Below are 19405 nucleotides of genomic sequence, written 5' to 3' on the forward strand. Positions count from 1 at the left end.
CGACATAATGTAGCCAACATGGGACGGTAAAAAAATACCCTTTCTGGCCGCCCGCAAGTGCGACAACACGAACGAAACGAGCAGCAGACCCCGAATGCTAGAATTCGACAACGTCAGCAAATCCTTCTGGACCGGAACGCGCCGCAAGGTGATTCTGGATCGGGTCTCGTTTCGGGTCGAACTGGGCACCTCACTGGGCGTTCTGGCCCCGAACGGAACCGGAAAAACCACGTTGATCAACATGATGGCCGGCCTGGAGAAACCCGACGAAGGCGTGGTCCGTCGCGAATGCCGGGTTTCTTTCCCCATGGGGTTCACCGGTGGCGTGTCGGGAAAACTGTCAGCGCTTGAGAACGCGCGCTACATCGCCAAGATCTACGGTATGGACCCCGACTATATCGAGGCCTACTGCAAATGGCTCTGCGGTCTGGGCGAATATTTCGACCAGCCCCTTGCCACTTACTCCTCTGGGATGAGGGCGCGTTTCACCTTTTCTTTGATGCTGGCGCTGGACTTTGACATGTATCTCATCGACGAAGGGATGCCGGCAACAACAGATGTCGAATTCAACGAAAAGGCAGGGGCGATCCTGAAGGAAAGGTTGCGCACGACGACTTTGGTGATCGTATCGCACAGCCCGTCCGTGTTGGAGAAATTCGCCCAGAAAGCGGCCGTACTTCTGGACGGGCAATTGTATATGTTTGACTCCTTGGAAGAGGCAAAGCAGCTTTATGACTACGAAACCCAAGGTTAGAAAATACAACTGGCGCCGCAGACGCCAGACGGAAAGTTCGGCCGAGGCGCGATCGGACGCCATCTCGCGTATTCGCAACGCGACGCAGGGCCCCGAGGCCGCCGGCGAAGCGCAGCCCGGCACGCAGCTGGATGACATCAAGCGCGAAGGCCTGACGGGCCGTCAATTGCGTATCGCACGACGTCTAGCGCAGAAACACGGTCTGGCCGCGACGTCGGACTATGACGCGGTGCGATTGCTGCGCAAAAAGGGCATCGACCCCTTCCAGCGCACCAATCTTCTGGACCTTGCCGCCGCAAGGCCGTCGGACGAGGGTGACAAACCCAAGGACAGGATCAACGTTCAACTGCCGCAGGCCATGGGTGCAGAGAAAACAAACCTGCCCGGGCCCGAGCTCAGCCCGGCTGAGCGGCGCAATTTTGAAATTGGCCAAATCCAAAAAGACATCGCCCGCCGTCGCAAGCGTAAATTGTTTGGACTGTTTGCGCGTCTGGCAGCATTTGTGTTCCTGCCGACCTTCATTGTCGGCTTCTATTTCTACCGCATCGCCACGCCGATGTATGCCAGCGATTCCGAATTCCTGATTCTGCAAGCGGATGGCGGACCGGGCAATATCGGCGGTCTGCTTGCCGGGACGCAATTCGCCACCACGCAGGATTCGATCTCGGTTCAGTCCTTTCTGGAATCGAAAGAAGCTTTGCTGTTGCTGGACCGCGATGCCGGGTTTTCTGATGTCTTCAAGCAGGAATGGATCGACCCTATTCAAAGACTGGCACCGGACGCCTCGCTTGAAGACGCCTATAAGCTGTTCAAACGCATGATCACCATCGGCTATGACCCGACCGAAGGGGTCATTCGGATGGAGGTTGCCGCCCCCGACGCGCAGACATCGACCGAATTTTCCGAGCGCCTGATCTCTTATGCCGAAGACAGGGTGAATGCCTTGTCCGGAAAAAAACGTGAAGACCAGATGCGCGACGCGCTGCAAAGTTTCGAAGCGGCGCAGGAAGCGCGCAGGCAGGCTCAGGAAGAGTTGATCGAGCTTCAGCTTCAGGGCGCGGTTCTTGACCCCGAAAACGTCATTGCCAGCCTGCGAGCCCGCATCAACGAAATCGAAATACTGGTTCAGGACAAAGAGCTTGAGCTCGCCGCGCTTCAGGACAACCTGCGCCCGAACAAGGCAAAGGTTGATGGCGTCAAGGCAGATATCGCCCGCCTGGAAAAGGTTCTGAGAGAACTGAATGCCGAGATGCAGGATGCCTCGGACGGCGAAAACTCGCTGGCGCGGCTGAGCGTGCGTATCCAGATCGCGCAGGCGGACCTGGCGGCGCGTGACATGATGCTGCAAACGGCAATGCAGCAAATGGAAGCGACCCGGTCCGAAGCCAACCGGCAGGTGCGCTATCTGACCGTCTCGGTCAACCCCGTTCCCAGTCAGGAACCCAGTTATCCGCGCAAGTTCGAAAATACGATTTTGGCATTCCTGTTGTTTGCTGGTATCTACCTGATGATCTCGCTTACCGCGTCGGTCCTTCGTGAACAGGTATCCTCATAAAACTCATGAAACATGTTAAAATCTCCGACCTGACAGTCGGCAACGACCTTCCGCTGACCATCATAGCTGGGCCATGTCAGCTTGAAACGGCAGACCATGCGCAGATGATTGCGGGCAAGATGAAAGAAGCCTGCGACGCAGCCGGGGCGCAATACGTCTTCAAGGCGTCTTATGACAAGGCGAACCGAACATCCCTGTCGGGCAAGCGTGGCATGGGCATCGATGCGGGGCTGAACGTACTGGATGACATCCGCAAAACGATGGGTATCCCGGTTCTGACCGATGTTCATACCGAAGCGCAATGCGCCATCGCCGCCGAGGCGGTGGACGTTCTGCAAATTCCGGCATTCCTGTGCCGTCAGACCGACATGCTGCTGGCGGCCGGGAACACCGGCAAAGCGGTCAATGTGAAAAAGGGGCAATTCCTTGCACCTTGGGAAATGACCAACATCGTCGACAAAATCGAAAGCACCGGAAATCAGAATATCCTGCTGACCGAACGTGGCACCTCATTTGGCTACAACACGCTGGTTGCCGATATGCGTGCGCTGCCCCAAATGGCGAAGACCGGGTATCCGGTGGTGATGGACGCCACCCATTCCGTGCAGCAACCCGGAGGCAAGGGCGGGTCTTCGGGCGGACAACGCGAATTTGCACCCGTGATGGCCCGCGCCGCGGTTTCTCTGGGTGTTGGGGCCGTGTTCATTGAAACCCATCAGGATCCGGACTCGGCCCCATCGGACGGGCCAAATATGATCCCGCTCGACCAAATGTCCCAACTTGTTGACACATTGATGCGATTTGATGCGCTTGCTAAAGCGAATCCGATTCAGATTTAAAGATTGAGATTTCTTATGATCAAACCCCTCACCGAGGTAACACCCAACAGCTGGAACTTTCTGCGCGACGCGATGATCACGCCCACCGGGTTCCGTGAATACGATGCCCGTTGGAAATATCCTGAAGAGATCAACCTGCCCGGAATGACCGCGCTTGGGCTGGGGCTTGGCACACAGATGCACAGGCGCGGGATCGAGCCTGTGATCGCAGTCGGAAACGACTATCGTGACTATTCATTGGCGATCAAAAATGCCCTGATGCTGGGCCTGATGCAGGCTGGTATCCGTGTCAAAGACATCGGCCCTGCGCTCAGCCCCATGGCCTATTTTGCGCAGTTCCATCTGGATGTGCCCGCAGTGGCCATGGTCACCGCCAGCCACAACCCGAACGGCTGGACCGGGGTCAAAATGGGTTTTGACCGCCCGCTGACCCATGGCCCGGATGAGATGTCGGAACTGCGTGACATCGTTCTGAACGGCGAGGGCGTCGCGCGCGAAGGCGGCTCGTACGAGTTCGTCGATGGCGTCAAAGAGGCCTATATCGACGACCTGGTCGGCGATTTCAAAATGTCCCGCCCGCTGAAAGTGGTCTGCGCAACAGGCAACGGCACGGCTTCGGCCTTTGCGCCCGAGATTTTCGAACGGATCGGGGTTGAGGTCGTTCCCAGCCATAACCGGCTGGACTATACCTTCCCCAACTACAACCCGAACCCGGAAGCCATGGAGATGCTGCACGACATGGCCGCCACGGTGAAATCCAGCGGAGCCGATCTGGCGCTTGGGTTTGACGGTGACGGAGACCGCTGCGGCGTCGTCGATGACGAGGGTGAGGAGATCTTTGCCGACAAAGTTGGCGTGATCATGGCGCGTGATCTGGCCAAGCTTCACCCCGGATCGACCTTTGTTGCGGATGTGAAATCCACCGGTCTGTTCGCCAGCGACCCCGAGTTGCAGGCCCTGGGCGTCAAAGCCGATTATTGGAAGACCGGCCACAGCCACATGAAGCGCCGCGTCAACGAAATCGGGGCACTGGCAGGGTTCGAAAAATCAGGCCACTACTTTTTGGCCGAACCGATCGGGCGTGGGTACGACTGTGGAATGCGTGTCGCAGTCGAAATCTGCAAACTGATGGACCGCAACCCGGGCAAGAGCATGTCGGACCTGCGCAAGGCCCTGCCCAAGACCTGGTCCACCCCCACGATGTCACCACACGCCGCCGATACCGAGAAATATGATATCCTTCAGCGGCTGGTCGACAAGCTGGTCGCCAAGGGAGATGCGGGCGAAACACTCGCTGGCCGTGCGATCAAAGAAGTGGTCACGGTGAACGGCGCACGCGTGATTCTGGACAACGGCAGCTGGGGCCTGGTGCGGGCTTCGTCCAATACCCCCAATCTGGTCGTTGTCTGTGAAAGCAGCGAAAGCGAGGCTGAGATGCGCGCCATCTTCGCGGACTTAGACGCCGTCATCCGAACCGAGCCCGGTGTCGGCGATTACGACCAAACCATCTGAACACAACTGCTTGGGGCATATCCCGATGCCCCAAGCACGATGGTTGCTCAGTCGCCGCCGAATAATTTGAGCAGACCTTTTTTTGCCTCTTCTTCAAGTTTGTCCTTGATGGCGTCTTCGATCTGATCACTGTCGGTGATCGTCGTATCCAATTCGTTGCCGACCTTTTCAAAAACCTTCTGTTTGGCGTCGTCTTCCAGTTCCTTGACCTTCACATCCGCGGCCGCCTTGATCACCTTGGTCAGGTCCGGCTTGATCGCCGGATCGCTCCAGGGGCCTTTGACGTGAACGGGAACCGATATCCCCTGCCCGGAATTGGCACGCAGCGCCACGGGCGTGAACAGATAGTCGATGTTGCGAGCTCCCAGATCCACTGTACCGGTGCCATCTGCGCGGAAATTCTTCAGTGACATGAGCAGGTCGCTGTTCGTCAACACGCCCTGGTCGATGGTGAAACTGGCCGTTAGGCTGTTGAACACGGTGGTTCCGCCTGATCCGGTGCCCTGCCCCATCAATCGGTCCAGATCGAGCCCGGAAATCACTCCGGGACCGACATCCAGATTTCCTTTGCCGCTGAGGGACCGCATGATCTGATCCTCGGACTGGCCGACGCCCAGAAACCCAAACGCTCCCGCAGCGGTTCCCGACAGGCGTTTGACCCCGGCCATCGTGGTCAGTGCCTGTTTCAGATCGATCCCGGTGGCGGTCACGTTGCCGCCGACCGACAGGCCGTTGCGGTTGTTGGCCACCACCTGACCGTGCAACTGACCCGCAAACAGCGTGGCCGGGTGCATTTCCAGAACGGCCCGCGACCGATCCAGCGACAGGGTCAGATCGCTTTTGCCGAACGTCATCCCGGGCACGGCGATCGAGTTCGCCGTCAGGCGGATCTTACCGTTCGCCAATGCCAGAGCAGACGCGTCGATAGGGTCCTTCGACCACCCCTCAGGTGCAGGAGCGTTTGCCTGAGACGTACCGCCTGAGGCAGAAGCGGTTTCGGAAACCCGCGACAGATCCAAATCACCGGCTTCCAGACGGGCCACGATACGCGGCGGGTCCGAGATGGTGATATCCGCCTCGCCCACGAACCGGTTGTCATCCAATTGCGCAACCATGTTCCGCATGGAAATCCGGCCGTCCTGCGTATACGTCATATGGGCTGAAATGTCGGCAGTCTTGCCCAATCCGGGCGGTACGGATGTGCCAGCCTGACCGAAGGCGGCAAGCATCCTTTCCGTGTCCCGCGTCACCACCTTGGTCGTTCCATCCATTTCACCCGCAAGATTGACGCGCCCGTCAAATCCGATCTCTCCGCCCGGGGCCGTCAAAGCCAGTTCCAGATCAGTCACTGACCCCGCCGCAAATGCCGGTAAGTCCGGGATTTTCAGGTCAACCTGAACCGCCCCTCCAGGCACTGGCATGGCGGCCTCCATCACCAACGGGGCCGCCACCTCGGGCCAGCTTGCAGATAGCGTCACGTCCGAGAAATCCATCTGCGTCGAACCATTTTCCACGTAAATCAGCCGTGCATTTGTCAGCTCCAGCTGATCCAGCGTGACCTGCCCCGAGGGCTCAGCGGGTGTGGTGCCCCCGGTCGCGACCGCAGTTGTCGCGGTTGTCGGGGCGCTCAACTCCCAATTGCCGCGCCCATCTGATCGTTCCAACCGCAACACGGGATTGTCTGCAAAAACTCGTTTTATCCGCAGATCCCCATTCAACAGCCCGGCAGTGTCCACTCCGACGGCCAGGCTATCCGCGCTGAGCATCGGCTCCGGTCCGGCCCAGCTTGCGTTGCCGAAACGCACCGGTCCGGTTTCCATCCCGACCACCGGCCAGAAGGAAATGCGCACATCACCGGTCAGCGTCAGATCACGCCCGGTCTGGGCCTTGACCTGCTCGGCCAGAATCGCGGCAAGCTTTTCCCCCGGCATCAGCAACAGTGCGCCAATGATCAACGCGATCACGGCGACAACGATAAACAGGATGCGCATCAGCCATTTCATATTCTGCTCTCCGCCTTTTGGCTTGTCATTGCCGTGATCATTCAAATCACGCATCACATTTGCAAGGGCAAGCTTTCCCGACTATATGCCGCGCATGACGACAAACCCGCCGAACCTCCGCCCCGACCTGGCACCTTCTGCCCGGATCACCGAGACACCCCAATCGAACCAGCCGACCATCGGCATGGTGTCGTTGGGCTGCCCGAAGGCGTTGGTCGACAGTGAACGCATTCTGACCCGGCTACGTGCCGAAGGATACGGCATTTCGCCAGATTATGCCGGGGCCGATGCTGTCATCGTGAACACCTGCGGGTTCCTCGACAGCGCCAAAGCGGAATCGCTGGACGCGATCGGAGAGGCGCTGGTGGAAAACGGCAAAGTCATCGTGACCGGCTGTCTGGGGGCCGAGCCGGATTACATTCGCGAACATCACCCCCGCATCATGGCTGTCACCGGCCCACACCAATACGAGCAGGTGCTGGATGCGGTGCATGCCGCCGTGCCCCCCGATCCTGATCCTTTCGTGGACCTGTTGCCCGCCAGCAGCGTGCAGTTGACGCCGCGCCATTACAGCTATCTGAAAATTTCCGAAGGCTGCAACCACAAGTGCAAGTTCTGCATCATCCCCGACATGCGCGGAAAACTGGCCAGCCGCCCGGCGCATGCGGTTCTGCGCGAGGCGGAAAAGCTGGTGCAAAACGGCGTGCGTGAGCTGCTGGTGATTTCGCAGGACACCTCGGCCTATGGCTTGGACCGGAAATACGACATCAACCCGTGGAAAGATGTTGATGTGCGCAGCCATATCACCGATCTGGCGCGCGAGTTGGGGCAGCTCGATGCCTGGGTTCGCCTGCATTACGTTTATCCCTACCCGCATGTGCGGGACCTGATTCCGCTGATGGCGGATGCCGGTTGCAACGTGCTGCCTTATCTGGATATCCCGTTTCAACACGCCCACCCGGATGTGCTGAAACGCATGGCCCGCCCGGCCGCGTCGGCCAGAACGCTGGATGAAATCAAGGCCTGGCGCGCGATCTGCCCGGATATCACCCTGCGGTCGACCTTTATCGTCGGCTATCCGGGTGAGACGGAGTCGGAATTCCAGACCCTGCTGGATTGGATGGACGAGGCGCAGTTGGAACGTGTCGGGTGTTTTCAATATGAAAACGTCGATGGCGCGCGGTCAAATGACCTGCCCGATCACGTCCCGGCAGAAATCAAGCAGGAACGCTGGGATCGCTTCATGGAAAAGGCACAGGCGATCTCGGAGGCCAAGTTGCGGGCAAAGGTCGGACAGACGCTTGAGGTGATCGTGGACGAGGTCGATCACGAGGCCGCCACCTGCCGCACCAAAGCAGACGCGCCCGAGATCGACGGCAACCTGTTCATCGATGAGGGGTTTGAAAACCTCAGGCCCGGTGACATCGTCACGGTCGAAGTGGACGAGGCCGGAGAATACGATTTGTGGGGCAAGCCTGTCTAAGGTCCGACACCGCGTCGAGCACACGGCATATGGGCAAAGCGTGAACCGAGTTTATTGGCCGAACACGCGGTCAGACCCGATCTTGGACTGAAAGCCAATCATGGAGGTTTTCATGTCTCGTATCTTCAAGCTTGGCCTGAATTGCGTGGTTTTCCTGATGGCCGCGCATTTCGTGGCCACCCCCGGTTACGCCCAGCCTACACAGGTCGGCTCTGCCGGATTCATTACGGTTGGCGGCAAACATCTAAGCTTTCACAAAAACGGCCGTCACAAGATAAACCGGTATTACGTGGCCCCGAAGGCCAAGTCACATGTCAAGCGGCCCAAGGCGCATATCAAAAAGCCGGCCCCGGTTTATCGATACACCGCTCCCAAACGGCGTGTCCTCGGGCATATCCCCTACAGGTCGGTCAAACGACAGAAATTCAAGTCATTCAAGTTCAAGCGTACCTACGGCTTCAAAAGGCACTAAACAGGGTTCACGCAACACGAAGAACGCAACCTGTCCGATAGCCGCGAAATCGCAGGCAAGAAAAAACCGCCACAACTGGTGACGGTTTTTCCCGAAAGCGTACAGGCGGTCCAGGTCCGGGCCGCCTGCGAATGGCTTACTGAGTGATTGGGTCACAGACCGTCTGGCCAGCCTCGGTTGTGGCCAATTGATAACCACCCGGACAGCTGGGTGTGCCGGCTTTGTCATAGCTGGGCTGAACGTAAACAGGTGTCGGTTCTTCCTGCTGCGCACAGGCAGTCAGGATCAGTGCAAATGCGCCAACGGCAGCGAGTTTCAGTTTCATGTCCGTCAATCCTTTATTACTTTTCTGATATTGCCCAGCTTTTCGGGGCCAAGTTAAGAATACGGGCTGAACGACAATCTGGCAACTGAATCGATCACGTCTTCGTGAGTCACAGCGAATCCATGCCAATCCAATGGCGCAATGATGTTCTTTGAGGCGTGAAACCTATTCTTCTGACTCCGGCGCCCTAAACTGTTGCAGCAAATTCAGCCAAAGACGGAGAAGCCATATGTCAAACGCGCCCATTGTTGCCCAGAAATCGCCATTTCCGGTCGAGGTCGTCGAAGGGAAAACCTATTTCTGGTGCGCCTGCGGCAAATCCAGCCGCCAGCCGTTTTGCGACGGATCGCACAAAGGCACCGGGTTAGAGCCTGTGAAATATACTGCGGAAAGCAGCAAAAAGGTCTTCTTTTGTGGCTGCAAACACAGTTCGAAACCGCCTTTGTGCGACGGAACGCACAACGGGCTTTGATCAGGTTTTCAACCCATTCAGTATCTCGGCATTGGGGCAAAAATCCGGGGCAGTGGTCGCTGTGCCCTGTTGCCGGGCAAGCCAAAACTCGCATTGCACATCACATCCGGCAGCGCGGCACCGTGTGACAAGCTCGGCGTATTTTTCGGGTGAAAGACGTCCTTCGGCCATCGCTTCGGTCATTGAAATGCCCATGCAGCGTGAAACCGAGCGTGTAAGCCAAAAGTGCTTTTCGATTTCCCCTAACGCGACCTGAGACATCAAGCGTTCTCCACCTGCTTGGTTTTGAGGGCTGCAAAGTATTTGCGATTCGGGCATGTCGACGGCGCCTGTTCAACCTGCTCACGCCGTTCCAACCATTCCGGGCAGTCCTTGGCCCAGGAACAGCCGCGACACTGCTGCACGATTTCAGCCCATTCTTCCTGTTTCAGATGACCTTTCCGATAGGCCGCGGCCAAGTCGGTTCCGGTTGCTTGCCCCATACGCAACACCAAGCGCAGATGGGTCATGATTTCGCCCAGATGTGTCATGGCAGACCTTTGTGTCAAGGCAGGAGATTGTGAAGCAATTCCTGATTTCGGCAGTATTCGGGCGTACGCCGAGCAGATCCGGGATCGTTCAGCAAACTTTTGCAGTGATCCGGGTTCGGGCAGTCGGTACAGCGCAAAACAGCATCAGAGATCTGGTCCACGGAAACGGAACCATCAATGGCGGCTTCCTCAAGATCAATGTCCAGCATTCTGGCCATATCGTCCACCAATCCGGCATGCAGCCGAAGGGTCTCGTGTGTGGGCATGCTGTTTCCTTTCGCTTTCACGCTGTGTCCAAAGGGTAGCGCATCCGCGAAGGCAAACATTGACTCAGGTCAAGATTGGACGCCGATGTGATCCAGATAGGCCCTCGTGGCATCCTGAACACGGCGAAAGCGGTCCCCGCCCAATTTCTTGCCCCCATACCAGCGCGTCACGACTATTAAGTGATTTTTCAGCCCGGCGCGTTCGATCATCCGAAGGATCACCATGCCCGCGCCGCTTTCCCCGTCGTCAGCTTTCAACGCGCCGGTCGGCAAAGTCGCAGCCCAGGTGTTGTGCGTGGCCTTGGCATAGCTCTTGTCGGATTTCAAATCGTTCAGAACCGCGTCGATTTCAGCCCGCGTCGTGACCTGCGCCCCAGACACCGCGTATTTCGAGCCGCGATCCGTCAGGACGACACCCAGGCATGTGAGTCGGCTCATTGGGACAAACCCAATTGCTCTGCTGTTTCCCGCACGATCTGCACACGTTGTGCATTTGGTGGGTGGGTTCCCAAAAACCTGTCACCGGGATCCGGGATGCGATCAAAGAACCTTGCCCCGACCAACGGATTGTATCCCGCATTATACGTGATGATGGTTCCCAACTGGTCTGCCTCCAGCTCAAAGTCTTTCACATAAGCCTGAACGCCGACCTGCGCGCCCAGCTTTTGCGCCTCTTCAATGGCGGCGGCGTCCCCGCCGCGCAACTCTGCCACCCGCCCGAACTCAGCCGCGCTGGCGCTGGCGATTTCACTCTGCCTGGCGATATGCCCCAACACGTGGTGCGCTGCTTCATGCCCCATGACAAACGCCAGTTCATCCGCGTTCTGGGTGGATTCGATCATCGAGCGGGTGAATATGATCACCGGCTGCTTGTTCTCATCCAGCGTCTGGAATGCATTGACCGAAGCCTGTGGGTTCAAGTCGACAAGAATCCGAAAGTCGCAATTCTGCCCGGTCGTCTGTTTCAGACACTGTCTGCGGGCTTCAGCCCCAACGGCCCGACTGACCTCTCGGAAGGTTTGCACCATCGGTTCGGCCTCAGGCTCATCCCCCAGCCATTCCTCGGCGGGTTGGACGCGCAAGGCCCCCTCTCCACATGCCGCAAGCAGCAGGGACAGCAATAAAACAAACCATCTGTGCATGTCATATCCTTTGAGACCGAATGGCCGTGATTTCAACATAGTACGACCGTACCGGCGAAACCACACCGCCGGTTCAACGAACGGCTTGCATTGCGCCCCGGCGGCTTGCACTCTGGCCTCATGTTTACGATTGAGCATGAATTCGACTCGACGGTCATTACGCTTGTGGACGAAGGCGAACAACCTTTGCAAGAAGATGTGGTGATCAACAATTTCGCGGAATGCGTCACGCTGGAACAACTTGATCCCCGCACCGATCAAGTACAGAAGATCACGTTGTCGCCCGAGCAGGTGCGGGATCTGGCGGCCGCGCTGGATCTGCCCGAAGGTGTTTATCAAATTCGCGAAACCGGACCTCAGGGGTCATAGGAAAACAGCTTGATCCGTGCGGCTTGCCCCTGCTTCAGCGTCAGGGTCGAGGGCGCGACGCCAAGACATTCTGCAAGCAGCAACTGCACGGCCCTGTTGGCCTTACCGTTTTCCGGCGGGGCCGTAACGGATACCTTGAACTGCCCGTCTTCGACGCTCACCCGATCGCGGGCCGCCTTGGGCGTCACCTTCAGTTTGAAAACGGCCCCGGCCTGCGCCATCGCGCTGAGATCCGGCAGATCGCGCAGTTTGGGTTTCGCCATTGTCTCCTCTTTTTTCTCAAAGTCTTGCACGAAGCACGTCGTAATGAAATTGATCCACGCAATCCATTGGCGTGCCCTTGAAACGGGCAGAATACCGACCAAGATACAGAGTCCCGATGTAAAGGAAGTTAACATATGTCCCTGAAAAACCCCGCCGCTCTGGAGTTTTTGCAGTCGCGCCGGTCCCGGCCGGCCAAGACACTGGTTGCTCCGGCCCCAACCCGGGAAGAGTTGCTGCCGTTGCTGACGGCCGCAGCCCGCAGCCCCGATCACGGCAAACTGGAGCCCTGGCGGTTTATCGTTCTGGAAAAGGGCGCCATGCCACGCCTGGCGACCCTGACCGAGGCCTGCGGACAAAGGCTGAACAAAAGCCCGGAAGACATCGCCAAGGCGCGCAGCCAGTTCGATATGGGGCATCTGGCCGTCGCGGTCATCGAGGTTCGCAAACAATCCGAAAAGATTCCGGCCATCGAACAATCCTACTCTGCTGGCGCGGTCTGTCTGGCGCTGCTGAATGCCGCGCTGGCTGCGGGCTGGGGCGCCAATTGGCTGTCGGGTTGGCAAACACATGATCGCGAATTCTGTGTCGATGCTTTCGGGCTTGCCGAAAACGAACGCGTGGCCGGTTTGATTCATATCGCCACCGAGGGAGCTACCCCGCCGGAACGCCCGCGGCCCGACGTGGCCGCGTTGACAGAGTGGGTTTCGGAATGATCATCCTGAACGCCTTTTTCAGCGCACTTGGCCAGACCGGAGACCCCAGGTTTCGCGCCGTATTGCTGCGCGGCGTGGGTCTGACCATTCTGCTGCTGGTTCTGGCCTGTGCAGGTGCGATCTGGTTGATCAACTGGCTGTCAGGCAGCGAAATCTCACTGCCGTTTGTGGGAGCTGTGCCGTGGCTGAACGACGTTCTGAACTATTCCGGTATCGTGCTCGTCCTGATCCTGCCCGTTTTTCTGATGGTGCCGGTCGCGTCGGCCATCACCTCGATCTTTCTGGACGAGGTGGCACAGGCGGTTGAGGACAAGCATTTTCCGGCGTTGCCACCCGCACGGCGCATCCCGGCCTCAGAGGCGCTTATGGACGGTCTCAGCTTCCTTGGCGTTCTGATTGTGGCAAACTTGCTGGCGCTGATCCTCTATGCGATTTTCACCCCGCTTGCGCCTTTCATCTTCTGGGCGATGAACGGATTTTTGCTGGGGCGTGAATACTTTACCCTTGCCGCGATGCGAAGGATCGGGCGCGACGGCGCGCGCAAGCTGCGGGCCAAACATTCAAAGACGATCTGGGTGGCTGGCACATTGATGGCCATTCCGCTTTCAGTGCCGCTGGTGAACCTGGTGATCCCGATCCTCGGGGCCGCCACGTTCACCCATATCTATCACGCCTTGTCAGGCCAAAAGGCCTGACGGGGATTACCTTGGCTCCAACTGGTTCAGCCAGTCGAAATCCCGCACCGAGATCACGCCCGACAGGATGATTCCGGCGATGATCGCCCACAGAACCACAGAGATACCGGTGGTGATCCACATCTTTCTTTTCATGTGATGCACTTCCGGCGCGCCCGCATGCGTGCCGGGAACGATGTCACCCAGATCGCCCTGGGTTTTGATGCGAATGGGCAGCACCACCAACAACGTCATGAACCAGATGACGGCGAACAACACCAGCGCGGCAGTAATGGTCATTTCAGGCCCTCCGGGGTTGGGGGTTATACCTGCTCCAGCTCGACCAGGCAGCCGTTGAAATCCTTGGGGTGCAGAAACAGAACCGGTTTACCATGCGCACCGATCTTGGGCTCACCTGATCCCAGAACACGGGCTCCGGTCGCTTTCAGATGATCACGGGCCGCGATGATATCCTCGACCTCGTAACATACATGGTGGATGCCGCCGGCCGGGTTCTTTTCCAAAAACCCGTTGATCGGGCTGTCGTCACCCAGCGGATACAGAAGTTCGATCTTGGTGTTGGGCAGTTCGATGAACACGACCGTGACACCATGATCCAGCTCGTCCTGCGGCGCGCCGACTTTGGCGCCCAGCGCGTTGCGGTATTGCTCGGACGCCGCCTCAAGATCCGGTACGGCGATGGCGACGTGGTTCAGACGTCCAATCATGTCTCACTCCTGCTGTCCTGCGTTGCATGGGTTATGGGGGCTGATCCGCCAAAGGACAAGTGCGCCAAATCGCGCGTTAACGTCGTGTTAGCCAGAAGTTCCTAGCGTGAAGCATCTGCTGCATAGGAGAGCTGCCATGGACGATTCGGGCCTACTTGCCACCACCACCGCCGCGCCCACCGCGACTCGACCCTTGCTGGGTCAGACCATATTGGTTGTCGAAGACAGCCGGTACGCTTGCGATGCCATCCGCCTGATGTGCCTACACAGCGGCGCGCGCATTCGCCGTGCGGATTGCCTGAAATCGGCCCGAAGGCACCTACAGATCTATCGGCCTTCGGTCATCCTGGTCGATATGGGCCTGCCGGACGGTTCCGGCGCCGACCTGATCGCCGAATTGGCCGAGGCCACGCCCCGTATCAGTGTCATCATGGGCCTTTCGGGCGATGACGGCAGCGAAGACATGGCTCTGGCGGCCGGCGCGGATGGGTTTTTGTCCAAGCCGCTAAAATCAATGTCACATTTTCAAAAATCCATTCTGGAACGCCTGCCAGAGGACCGGCGGCCCAGCGGGCTTCATGCCGTGCGCGATGAAATCATTCGCCCGGACCCTTTGGCTTATCAGGACGACATGGCCCATATCGCCGATGTGCTCGCAGGTCCCAACGATCACAGTACATTGGACTACGCCGCACAGTTCCTGCACGGCGTCGCGCGCGAGGCAAATGACAGGCCCTTGGCGGAAGCAGCGCGAAAGCTGGCATTGTCACGCGCGAACGGGACGCCGATCATGGCGCAGGCGGCGCAGGTTGCCGGGATGGTGCAGAACCGACTGGAACAGCGAGAGGCGATTTGAAATGGTGACAGCGTATTTCATCACTGCAACCCTTTTGTGCATCTGGCTGTACCGCCAAACACGGCAGGCCGCGCGTTCCATCCGCGTCAACCGAACCGATCTGAAAGACCCGCTGGACTGACACACGCTGCCTGCGTGAAAAATCCGCCCGCGATACGCGGGCGGTTTTCTTACTGGTCCTGAGGGATAATGCGAAGACCCAGCTCCATCAACTGATCCGAGGTCGGGTCCGAAGGTGCGTCCATCATCAGATCTTCGGCGCGCTGGTTCATCGGGAACATCATGACTTCGCGGATATTGGCCTCATCTGCCAGCAGCATCACGATCCGGTCGATACCAGCCGCGCATCCACCGTGTGGCGGGGCGCCGTAGTGGAAGGCATTGAACAGGGCACCAAAGCGGGATTTTACTTCATCCTCGCCATAGCCCGCCAGTTCAAAGGCCTTCAGCATGATTTCCGGCTTGTGGTTCCGGATCGCGCCTGAAACCAGCTCGTACCCGTTGCACGCCAGATCATACTGGTAGCCGCGCACATCCAGCGGGTTGCCCTGCAACGCCTCCATACCGCCCTGCGGCATCGAGAACGGGTTGTGCTCAAAGTCGATCGCGCCGGTTTCCTCGTCTTGCTCATAGATCGGGAAATCGACGATCCAGGCAAAGGCAAAACGGTCTTTTTCGGTCAGGTTCAATTCCTCACCGATCACGTCACGCGCCTTACCGGCAACCTTTTCAAAGGCTTTTGGCTTACCGCCCAGGAAGAAGGCTGCATCGCCGACACCCAGACCCAGTTGCTGACGGATTGCCTCGGTGCGCTCGGGGCCGATGTTCTTGGCCAGCGGACCTGCGGCGTCCATCCCCTCACCCTGATCGCGCCAGAAGATATAGCCCATGCCTGGCAGACCCTCTTTCTGGGCAAAGGCGTTCATGCGGTCGCAGAACTTGCGGCTGCCGCCGCCCGGCGCGGGGATCGCGCGGATCTCGGTGCCTTCCTGTTCAAGCAGCTTGGCGAAGATCGCGAAACCGGAACCGCGGAAATGCTCGGATACCACTTGCATCTTGATGGGGTTCCGCAGGTCCGGCTTGTCAGTGCCGTACCACAGCGCCGCGTCCTTGTAGGAAATCTGCGGCCACTCTTGGTCCACCTTACGACCACCGCCAAACTCTTCGAATACGCCAGTCAGAACCGGTTGGATGGTGTCGAACACGTCCTGCTGCTCGACAAAGGACATCTCGAGGTCGAGCTGGTAGAAATCGGTGGGCGAGCGGTCGGCCCGCGGGTCTTCGTCACGGAAGCACGGCGCAATCTGGAAATACTTGTCGAAGCCCGACACCATGATCAGCTGCTTGAACTGCTGCGGGGCTTGCGGCAACGCATAGAATTTGCCCGGATGCAGGCGCGAAGGCACCAGAAAGTCGCGCGCGCCTTCGGGTGACGAGGCGGTGATGATCGGCGTCTGATACTCGCGAAAGCCCTGATCCCACATCCGTTTGCGCATGGACGCAACCACGTCCGAGCGCAGGGTCATGTTCCGCTGCATCGCCTCGCGGCGCAGGTCCAGATAGCGATAGCGCAGGCGTGTTTCCTCGGGGTATTCCTGATCGCCGAAGACCATCAGCGGCAATTCGTCGGCGGCCCCCAGAACTTCCAGTTCGCGCACGTAAACCTCGATCTCGCCGGTGGGCAGTTTCGGGTTCACCAGATCCGGGTCACGGGCTTTGACGGTGCCGTCGATGCGGATACACCATTCGGACCGCACCTTTTCCAGCTCGGCAAAGGCGGCGCTGTCGCCGTCGCACAGGATCTGGGTTACGCCGAAATGGTCGCGAAGATCGATGAACAGCACGCCCCCATGATCTCGAACCCGATGCACCCAACCGGACAGGCGAACGGTTTCTCCAACATTGGCGGCGGTCAAGGCGGCGCAGGTGTGGCTGCGATAGGCGTGCATGGAATATCCCTTCGGGCGCAGAATTCGTCGCGCCGATACACCCTGTCAGCCCCGGAAAGTCAAGGCGGGTTGCCCCTTCAAAACGGCCTTTGCACATTGCCCGAGTAGAAATATACGCCCAGCCCCACCGCAAAAATGATATTGCCCGCAATTGCGTGCAGCAACACCGCATAGAAGAATGACCCACGCTGCCGGTAGGCCCATGTGAACAGCAGGCCGCCGGCGAATGTCATCAGTGCGACGATCCAGCTCCAGTACATCAGGTGCGCGAACGAGAATATGGCCGCGTTCAGCAGATTGGCCGCACGCCCATCCGGCAGGATCGCGTGATAGCGGCGAAAGAACAGAGGGCGGAACAGCAGCTCTTGCGGCAGCGCTGACAAAAGTGGGTAGCCGACCCAGATGAAGGCTAGCATTTCGGGGCGGTGCACAAGCAGGAAGAACGCGGCATCCGGGCGCGTGATCTGAATCAGACCAACACAAAAGGCAGTCACGATGGCAGAGAACAAAGCCACCTCGCGCAGGGTCCAGTTGGCCCAGTCATAACGAAGCTCGGCCCATTGAAACCCGGGCGTCCGGTGCAGCAGCACGATACCAAGTCCGGTCAGCGCAAACAGCGCCGGAAACATCCAGTTCGGAGGGAAAAGAACAGCGATCAGCAGCGGCAAGCCAATATAGAACAGGTTAAATTCCAGCCGCAGCCGTCGCAATGCAACCGGCGGTCCGATCATCATGCTGTTTTTTGTCACCCGTCTATCAGCTCCACCTCGATCAGTCCGCGCAGTGAATTTCCGATCCGCACAGTTTGCGCATTTTTCAGGTCGGTCAAGGTCAGCACGGCTTCGGTGACCGCTTTGTTTTCCAGCAGTTCTTCGCGCAGTATCCCCGGCAAGAGCCCACAGGACAAAGCGGGCGTCAGAACCCGGCCATCAGGCATTTCCAGAAACAGGTTCGTGATGGTGCCTTCACAAAGCTCATCCAGTTCATTCAGAAACAACAGTTCGTCCAATCCCTCGGGCAGCGTTGCGCGCGCGGAATCATAGAGCGCACGGCGCGTGGTCTTGTGACGCAACCACAGGTCATTCGAAGCCAGACGCTGATCCGACAGAGCGACGCGCCAGGTTCTGGGATTGTCCACCAGTTCGCCGGTCGACAGATCGAACGAGCCCGACACATCCAGCGTAAGGCGGCAACGCAGCGTGGTGTCACAAGCAGCGCTTTTCAGTCTGGTGGTCGCTTCATCGGGGTTGAAAGGAATCTCGAACACCCGCGCAGTACGGGCCATTCGCGCAAGATGGCGGTCCAGCCTGACAAAGCCCTGATCCGGGCGGAAGGCCAGTGTTTCAATCAGGCTGAAATCAGGTTCAGCTGGCGGGCGAAGCGGGCTTTCCATAACGCCTCCTCATACTCTGACGGGGCGGTACTGTCCCAAACGACACCGCCGCCTACGTTCAGAGTGGCCTGATCATCCTCAAGCATCAAGGTGCGGATGGCCACGTTGAACTCGGACCGACCATCCGGCGCGGCCCAACCAATCGTTCCGCAATAGATGTCGCGCGCCCATGGCTCCAGTTCCGCCAGAATTTCCATCGCGCGGATCTTGGGGGCTCCGGTGATCGACCCGCAGGGAAACAGTGCTGTCAGTATTTCACCCAACCCCACGCATTTGTGCAGCTGCGCCCGCACCAGCGAGACCATCTGATGTACGGTGGCATAGGTTTCCACCCGGAACAGGTCAGGCACATGAACGGATCCGGGCAGCGCGACGCGGCTGATATCGTTGCGCAGCAAATCAACAATCATCAGGTTCTCGGCCCGATTCTTTTCGTCCGCGCTCAGAAAAGCCCGGCGGCGCGCATCCTCATCCGGGTCTTCACTGCGCGGTTGCGTGCCCTTCATCGGCCGGGTTTCGATCCTCCCACCCTCATCGGTGCGGAAAAACAACTCCGGCGAGCGGCTGAGCAGATCGGGCAGCCCATCCTGTTGCACCAGTGCTCCGTGGCCCACCGGCTGCCCCGCCGCCAGCGCGGCGTAGAGCGTTTCGCTGTTGCCCGAGACGGTCAGATCAATCGGAAAGGTCAGGTTGGCCTGATAGATGTCGCCGGCACCAATGGCGTCATGCACGGCGCTGAAGGCCTTGCCGTATCGCGCTTCATCCCATCGCGGCCGGAATGCGCCCACTTCGCCCGCAGGCGACGGAAGGGCGACCCGATCCGGTGCATCATAGACCCCAAAGCACAACAAAGGCAGGCGTCGTTCTTCCGGCAAAAGACCATTGAGCCGGGGTTCAAGCGTATAGCCCAGCTCGTAACTGGCATACCCTGCCAGCCAGGCACCAGCTGCGCGCGCCTCGTCCAATGCCGCCAGAGCCTGGGGCACGTCCTCCGCCACATCCGCGCGGATCACCTGAGACGGACGCTGAAACCGGGTTCCTCGCCCGGCCGGTCCCTGATCGAAACGAATACGCACTTGCATCCTCATTTGCCGTGAGGGGCCATA

Annotated in this window: 25 protein-coding genes; 11 read left to right on the top strand and 14 right to left on the bottom strand. The window is 58.7% G+C overall.

All coding sequences use genetic code 11. From position 1 onward, the window contains the following. The first annotated feature begins 94 nt into the window (after positions 1–94). The 4 genes from FIU92_RS12585 to FIU92_RS12600 are packed head-to-tail and all read left to right on the top strand — an operon-like array spanning position 95 to position 4660. Positions 95–754 (top strand): ABC transporter ATP-binding protein, encoded by a 660-nt coding sequence (locus tag FIU92_RS12585; RefSeq protein ID WP_152458943.1) that lies wholly within the window; start codon positions 95–97, stop codon positions 752–754. Then, positions 732–2309 carry a capsule biosynthesis protein gene (locus tag FIU92_RS12590; RefSeq protein WP_152458944.1) on the top strand — a complete coding sequence of 526 codons (1578 nt, stop codon included), beginning with the start codon at positions 732–734 and terminating at the stop codon, positions 2307–2309. Before FIU92_RS12585 ends, FIU92_RS12590 begins: the two co-directional genes overlap by 23 nt. A 5-nt stretch (positions 2310–2314) precedes the next feature. Further along, entirely contained in the window at positions 2315–3148 is an 834-nt protein-coding gene (gene kdsA / locus FIU92_RS12595) for a 3-deoxy-8-phosphooctulonate synthase (RefSeq protein WP_152458945.1), read from the top strand. A gap of 15 nt (positions 3149–3163) precedes the next feature. Next, the gene (locus FIU92_RS12600) at positions 3164–4660 is read left to right on the top strand and encodes a phosphomannomutase/phosphoglucomutase (RefSeq protein ID WP_152458946.1); all 1497 of its coding nucleotides are present in this window, start codon (positions 3164–3166) and stop codon (positions 4658–4660) included. 47 nt (positions 4661–4707) lie between these two features. Here FIU92_RS12600 and FIU92_RS12605 read toward each other — a convergent pair whose 3' ends face one another. Then, entirely contained in the window at positions 4708–6717 is a 2010-nt protein-coding gene (locus FIU92_RS12605) for an AsmA family protein (protein WP_254705308.1), read from the bottom strand. Positions 6718–6757: 40 nt separating this feature from the next. Here FIU92_RS12605 and rimO point away from each other — a divergent pair, with 40 nt between their 5' ends. Both rimO and FIU92_RS12615 read left to right on the top strand, forming a co-directional pair. Continuing rightward, the gene (gene rimO, locus FIU92_RS12610; protein WP_152458947.1) at positions 6758–8146 is read left to right on the top strand and encodes a 30S ribosomal protein S12 methylthiotransferase RimO; all 1389 of its coding nucleotides are present in this window, start codon (positions 6758–6760) and stop codon (positions 8144–8146) included. 112 nt (positions 8147–8258) lie between these two features. Beyond that, the gene (locus FIU92_RS12615) at positions 8259–8618 is read left to right on the top strand and encodes a hypothetical protein (RefSeq protein WP_152458948.1); all 360 of its coding nucleotides are present in this window, start codon (positions 8259–8261) and stop codon (positions 8616–8618) included. 136 nt (positions 8619–8754) lie between these two features. Here FIU92_RS12615 and FIU92_RS12620 read toward each other — a convergent pair whose 3' ends face one another. Then, on the bottom strand, positions 8755–8943 hold the full coding sequence (locus FIU92_RS12620) for a hypothetical protein (protein ID WP_050604769.1): 189 nt from the start codon (positions 8941–8943) through the stop codon (positions 8755–8757). Between the two features lie 229 nt (positions 8944–9172). Here FIU92_RS12620 and FIU92_RS12625 point away from each other — a divergent pair, with 229 nt between their 5' ends. Then, complete coding sequence (locus FIU92_RS12625; protein ID WP_152458949.1) at positions 9173–9415, top strand: CDGSH iron-sulfur domain-containing protein; 243 nt, start codon at positions 9173–9175, stop codon at positions 9413–9415. Here the strand turns inward: FIU92_RS12625 and FIU92_RS12630 are convergent, their stop codons facing one another. The 5 genes from FIU92_RS12630 to FIU92_RS12650 form a co-directional block, all read right to left on the bottom strand. Further along, positions 9416–9676, bottom strand: coding sequence for a DUF6455 family protein (locus tag FIU92_RS12630; protein ID WP_152458950.1), 261 nt, complete (start codon positions 9674–9676; stop codon positions 9416–9418). Then, positions 9676–9945: a DUF6455 family protein gene (locus FIU92_RS12635; protein ID WP_152458951.1), complete on the bottom strand. Its 270-nt coding sequence runs from the start codon at positions 9943–9945 to the stop codon at positions 9676–9678. The genes FIU92_RS12630 and FIU92_RS12635 overlap by 1 nt, the downstream gene beginning before the upstream one ends. A gap of 14 nt (positions 9946–9959) precedes the next feature. Continuing rightward, positions 9960–10211, bottom strand: a complete 252-nt coding sequence (locus tag FIU92_RS12640) for a DUF6455 family protein (protein WP_152458952.1) — start codon at positions 10209–10211, stop codon at positions 9960–9962. A gap of 69 nt (positions 10212–10280) precedes the next feature. Continuing rightward, complete coding sequence (locus FIU92_RS12645) at positions 10281–10649, bottom strand: YigZ family protein (protein ID WP_152458953.1); 369 nt, start codon at positions 10647–10649, stop codon at positions 10281–10283. Continuing rightward, positions 10646–11353, bottom strand: coding sequence for a M48 family metallopeptidase (locus tag FIU92_RS12650; protein ID WP_152458954.1), 708 nt, complete (start codon positions 11351–11353; stop codon positions 10646–10648). Before FIU92_RS12650 ends, FIU92_RS12645 begins: the two co-directional genes overlap by 4 nt. A gap of 120 nt (positions 11354–11473) precedes the next feature. On the opposite strand from FIU92_RS12650, the gene FIU92_RS12655 reads away from it, so the two are divergent. Further along, positions 11474–11722 (top strand): hypothetical protein, encoded by a 249-nt coding sequence (locus FIU92_RS12655; protein ID WP_152458955.1) that lies wholly within the window; start codon positions 11474–11476, stop codon positions 11720–11722. Here FIU92_RS12655 and FIU92_RS12660 read toward each other — a convergent pair. Beyond that, complete coding sequence (locus FIU92_RS12660) at positions 11710–11985, bottom strand: DUF167 domain-containing protein (RefSeq protein WP_152458956.1); 276 nt, start codon at positions 11983–11985, stop codon at positions 11710–11712. The genes FIU92_RS12655 and FIU92_RS12660 overlap by 13 nt on opposite strands. 135 nt (positions 11986–12120) lie before the next feature. Here FIU92_RS12660 and FIU92_RS12665 point away from each other — a divergent pair, with 135 nt between their 5' ends. Together FIU92_RS12665 and FIU92_RS12670 are read left to right on the top strand one after the other, a co-directional pair. Next, the gene (locus tag FIU92_RS12665) at positions 12121–12699 is read left to right on the top strand and encodes a nitroreductase family protein (RefSeq protein WP_152458957.1); all 579 of its coding nucleotides are present in this window, start codon (positions 12121–12123) and stop codon (positions 12697–12699) included. Next, entirely contained in the window at positions 12696–13394 is a 699-nt protein-coding gene (locus tag FIU92_RS12670) for an EI24 domain-containing protein (protein ID WP_172978491.1), read from the top strand. The genes FIU92_RS12665 and FIU92_RS12670 overlap by 4 nt, the downstream gene beginning before the upstream one ends. Before the next feature lie 6 nt (positions 13395–13400). On the opposite strand, the gene FIU92_RS12675 is transcribed toward FIU92_RS12670, so the two are convergent. Then, the gene (locus FIU92_RS12675; RefSeq protein WP_117867937.1) at positions 13401–13673 is read right to left on the bottom strand and encodes a DUF1467 family protein; all 273 of its coding nucleotides are present in this window, start codon (positions 13671–13673) and stop codon (positions 13401–13403) included. Positions 13674–13696: 23 nt separating this feature from the next. After that, positions 13697–14101, bottom strand: a complete 405-nt coding sequence (mce, locus tag FIU92_RS12680) for a methylmalonyl-CoA epimerase (RefSeq protein WP_152458958.1) — start codon at positions 14099–14101, stop codon at positions 13697–13699. 136 nt (positions 14102–14237) lie between these two features. On the opposite strand from mce, the gene FIU92_RS12685 reads away from it, so the two are divergent. Further along, positions 14238–14957 (top strand): response regulator, encoded by a 720-nt coding sequence (locus tag FIU92_RS12685; RefSeq protein ID WP_152458959.1) that lies wholly within the window; start codon positions 14238–14240, stop codon positions 14955–14957. A 170-nt stretch (positions 14958–15127) separates the two neighbouring features. Here FIU92_RS12685 and aspS read toward each other — a convergent pair whose 3' ends face one another. The 4 genes from aspS to FIU92_RS12705 form a co-directional block, all read right to left on the bottom strand. Beyond that, the gene (aspS, locus tag FIU92_RS12690) at positions 15128–16906 is read right to left on the bottom strand and encodes an aspartate--tRNA ligase (RefSeq protein ID WP_152458960.1); all 1779 of its coding nucleotides are present in this window, start codon (positions 16904–16906) and stop codon (positions 15128–15130) included. Between the two features lie 77 nt (positions 16907–16983). Further along, a complete protein-coding gene (locus FIU92_RS12695; protein ID WP_152459915.1) occupies positions 16984–17640 on the bottom strand; it encodes a CPBP family intramembrane glutamic endopeptidase in 657 nt (218 codons plus the stop codon). Between the two features lie 11 nt (positions 17641–17651). Further along, on the bottom strand, positions 17652–18299 hold the full coding sequence (locus FIU92_RS12700) for an aminotransferase class IV family protein (protein WP_152458961.1): 648 nt from the start codon (positions 18297–18299) through the stop codon (positions 17652–17654). Next, positions 18254–19381 (bottom strand): aminodeoxychorismate synthase component I, encoded by a 1128-nt coding sequence (locus tag FIU92_RS12705; RefSeq protein ID WP_152458962.1) that lies wholly within the window; start codon positions 19379–19381, stop codon positions 18254–18256. Before FIU92_RS12705 ends, FIU92_RS12700 begins: the two co-directional genes overlap by 46 nt. Positions 19382–19405 lie beyond the last annotated feature (24 nt).

It is taken from the genome of Ruegeria sp. THAF33 (assembly GCF_009363615.1).
GTDB lineage: Bacteria > Pseudomonadota > Alphaproteobacteria > Rhodobacterales > Rhodobacteraceae > Ruegeria.

Coding starts and splice junctions, on each gene's coding strand:
- FIU92_RS12585 (WP_152458943.1), top strand. CDS start 95: ATGCTAGAATTCGACAACGTCAGCAAATCCTTCTGGACCGGAACGCGC.
- FIU92_RS12630 (WP_152458950.1), bottom strand. CDS start 9,676: ATGTCTCAGGTCGCGTTAGGGGAAATCGAAAAGCACTTTTGGCTTACA.
- FIU92_RS12590 (WP_152458944.1), top strand. CDS start 732: ATGACTACGAAACCCAAGGTTAGAAAATACAACTGGCGCCGCAGACGC.
- FIU92_RS12675 (WP_117867937.1), bottom strand. CDS start 13,673: ATGACCATTACTGCCGCGCTGGTGTTGTTCGCCGTCATCTGGTTCATG.
- FIU92_RS12655 (WP_152458955.1), top strand. CDS start 11,474: ATGTTTACGATTGAGCATGAATTCGACTCGACGGTCATTACGCTTGTG.
- aspS (WP_152458960.1), bottom strand. CDS start 16,906: ATGCACGCCTATCGCAGCCACACCTGCGCCGCCTTGACCGCCGCCAAT.
- FIU92_RS12705 (WP_152458962.1), bottom strand. CDS start 19,381: ATGCAAGTGCGTATTCGTTTCGATCAGGGACCGGCCGGGCGAGGAACC.
- mce (WP_152458958.1), bottom strand. CDS start 14,101: ATGATTGGACGTCTGAACCACGTCGCCATCGCCGTACCGGATCTTGAG.
- FIU92_RS12625 (WP_152458949.1), top strand. CDS start 9,173: ATGTCAAACGCGCCCATTGTTGCCCAGAAATCGCCATTTCCGGTCGAG.
- FIU92_RS12620 (WP_050604769.1), bottom strand. CDS start 8,943: ATGAAACTGAAACTCGCTGCCGTTGGCGCATTTGCACTGATCCTGACT.
- FIU92_RS12695 (WP_152459915.1), bottom strand. CDS start 17,640: ATGATGATCGGACCGCCGGTTGCATTGCGACGGCTGCGGCTGGAATTT.
- rimO (WP_152458947.1), top strand. CDS start 6,758: ATGACGACAAACCCGCCGAACCTCCGCCCCGACCTGGCACCTTCTGCC.
- FIU92_RS12640 (WP_152458952.1), bottom strand. CDS start 10,211: ATGCCCACACACGAGACCCTTCGGCTGCATGCCGGATTGGTGGACGAT.
- FIU92_RS12615 (WP_152458948.1), top strand. CDS start 8,259: ATGTCTCGTATCTTCAAGCTTGGCCTGAATTGCGTGGTTTTCCTGATG.
- FIU92_RS12670 (WP_172978491.1), top strand. CDS start 12,696: ATGATCATCCTGAACGCCTTTTTCAGCGCACTTGGCCAGACCGGAGAC.
- FIU92_RS12700 (WP_152458961.1), bottom strand. CDS start 18,299: ATGGAAAGCCCGCTTCGCCCGCCAGCTGAACCTGATTTCAGCCTGATT.
- FIU92_RS12665 (WP_152458957.1), top strand. CDS start 12,121: ATGTCCCTGAAAAACCCCGCCGCTCTGGAGTTTTTGCAGTCGCGCCGG.
- FIU92_RS12685 (WP_152458959.1), top strand. CDS start 14,238: ATGGACGATTCGGGCCTACTTGCCACCACCACCGCCGCGCCCACCGCG.
- FIU92_RS12645 (WP_152458953.1), bottom strand. CDS start 10,649: ATGAGCCGACTCACATGCCTGGGTGTCGTCCTGACGGATCGCGGCTCG.
- FIU92_RS12635 (WP_152458951.1), bottom strand. CDS start 9,945: ATGACACATCTGGGCGAAATCATGACCCATCTGCGCTTGGTGTTGCGT.
- kdsA (WP_152458945.1), top strand. CDS start 2,315: ATGAAACATGTTAAAATCTCCGACCTGACAGTCGGCAACGACCTTCCG.
- FIU92_RS12650 (WP_152458954.1), bottom strand. CDS start 11,353: ATGCACAGATGGTTTGTTTTATTGCTGTCCCTGCTGCTTGCGGCATGT.
- FIU92_RS12600 (WP_152458946.1), top strand. CDS start 3,164: ATGATCAAACCCCTCACCGAGGTAACACCCAACAGCTGGAACTTTCTG.
- FIU92_RS12605 (WP_254705308.1), bottom strand. CDS start 6,717: ATGCGTGATTTGAATGATCACGGCAATGACAAGCCAAAAGGCGGAGAG.
- FIU92_RS12660 (WP_152458956.1), bottom strand. CDS start 11,985: ATGGCGAAACCCAAACTGCGCGATCTGCCGGATCTCAGCGCGATGGCG.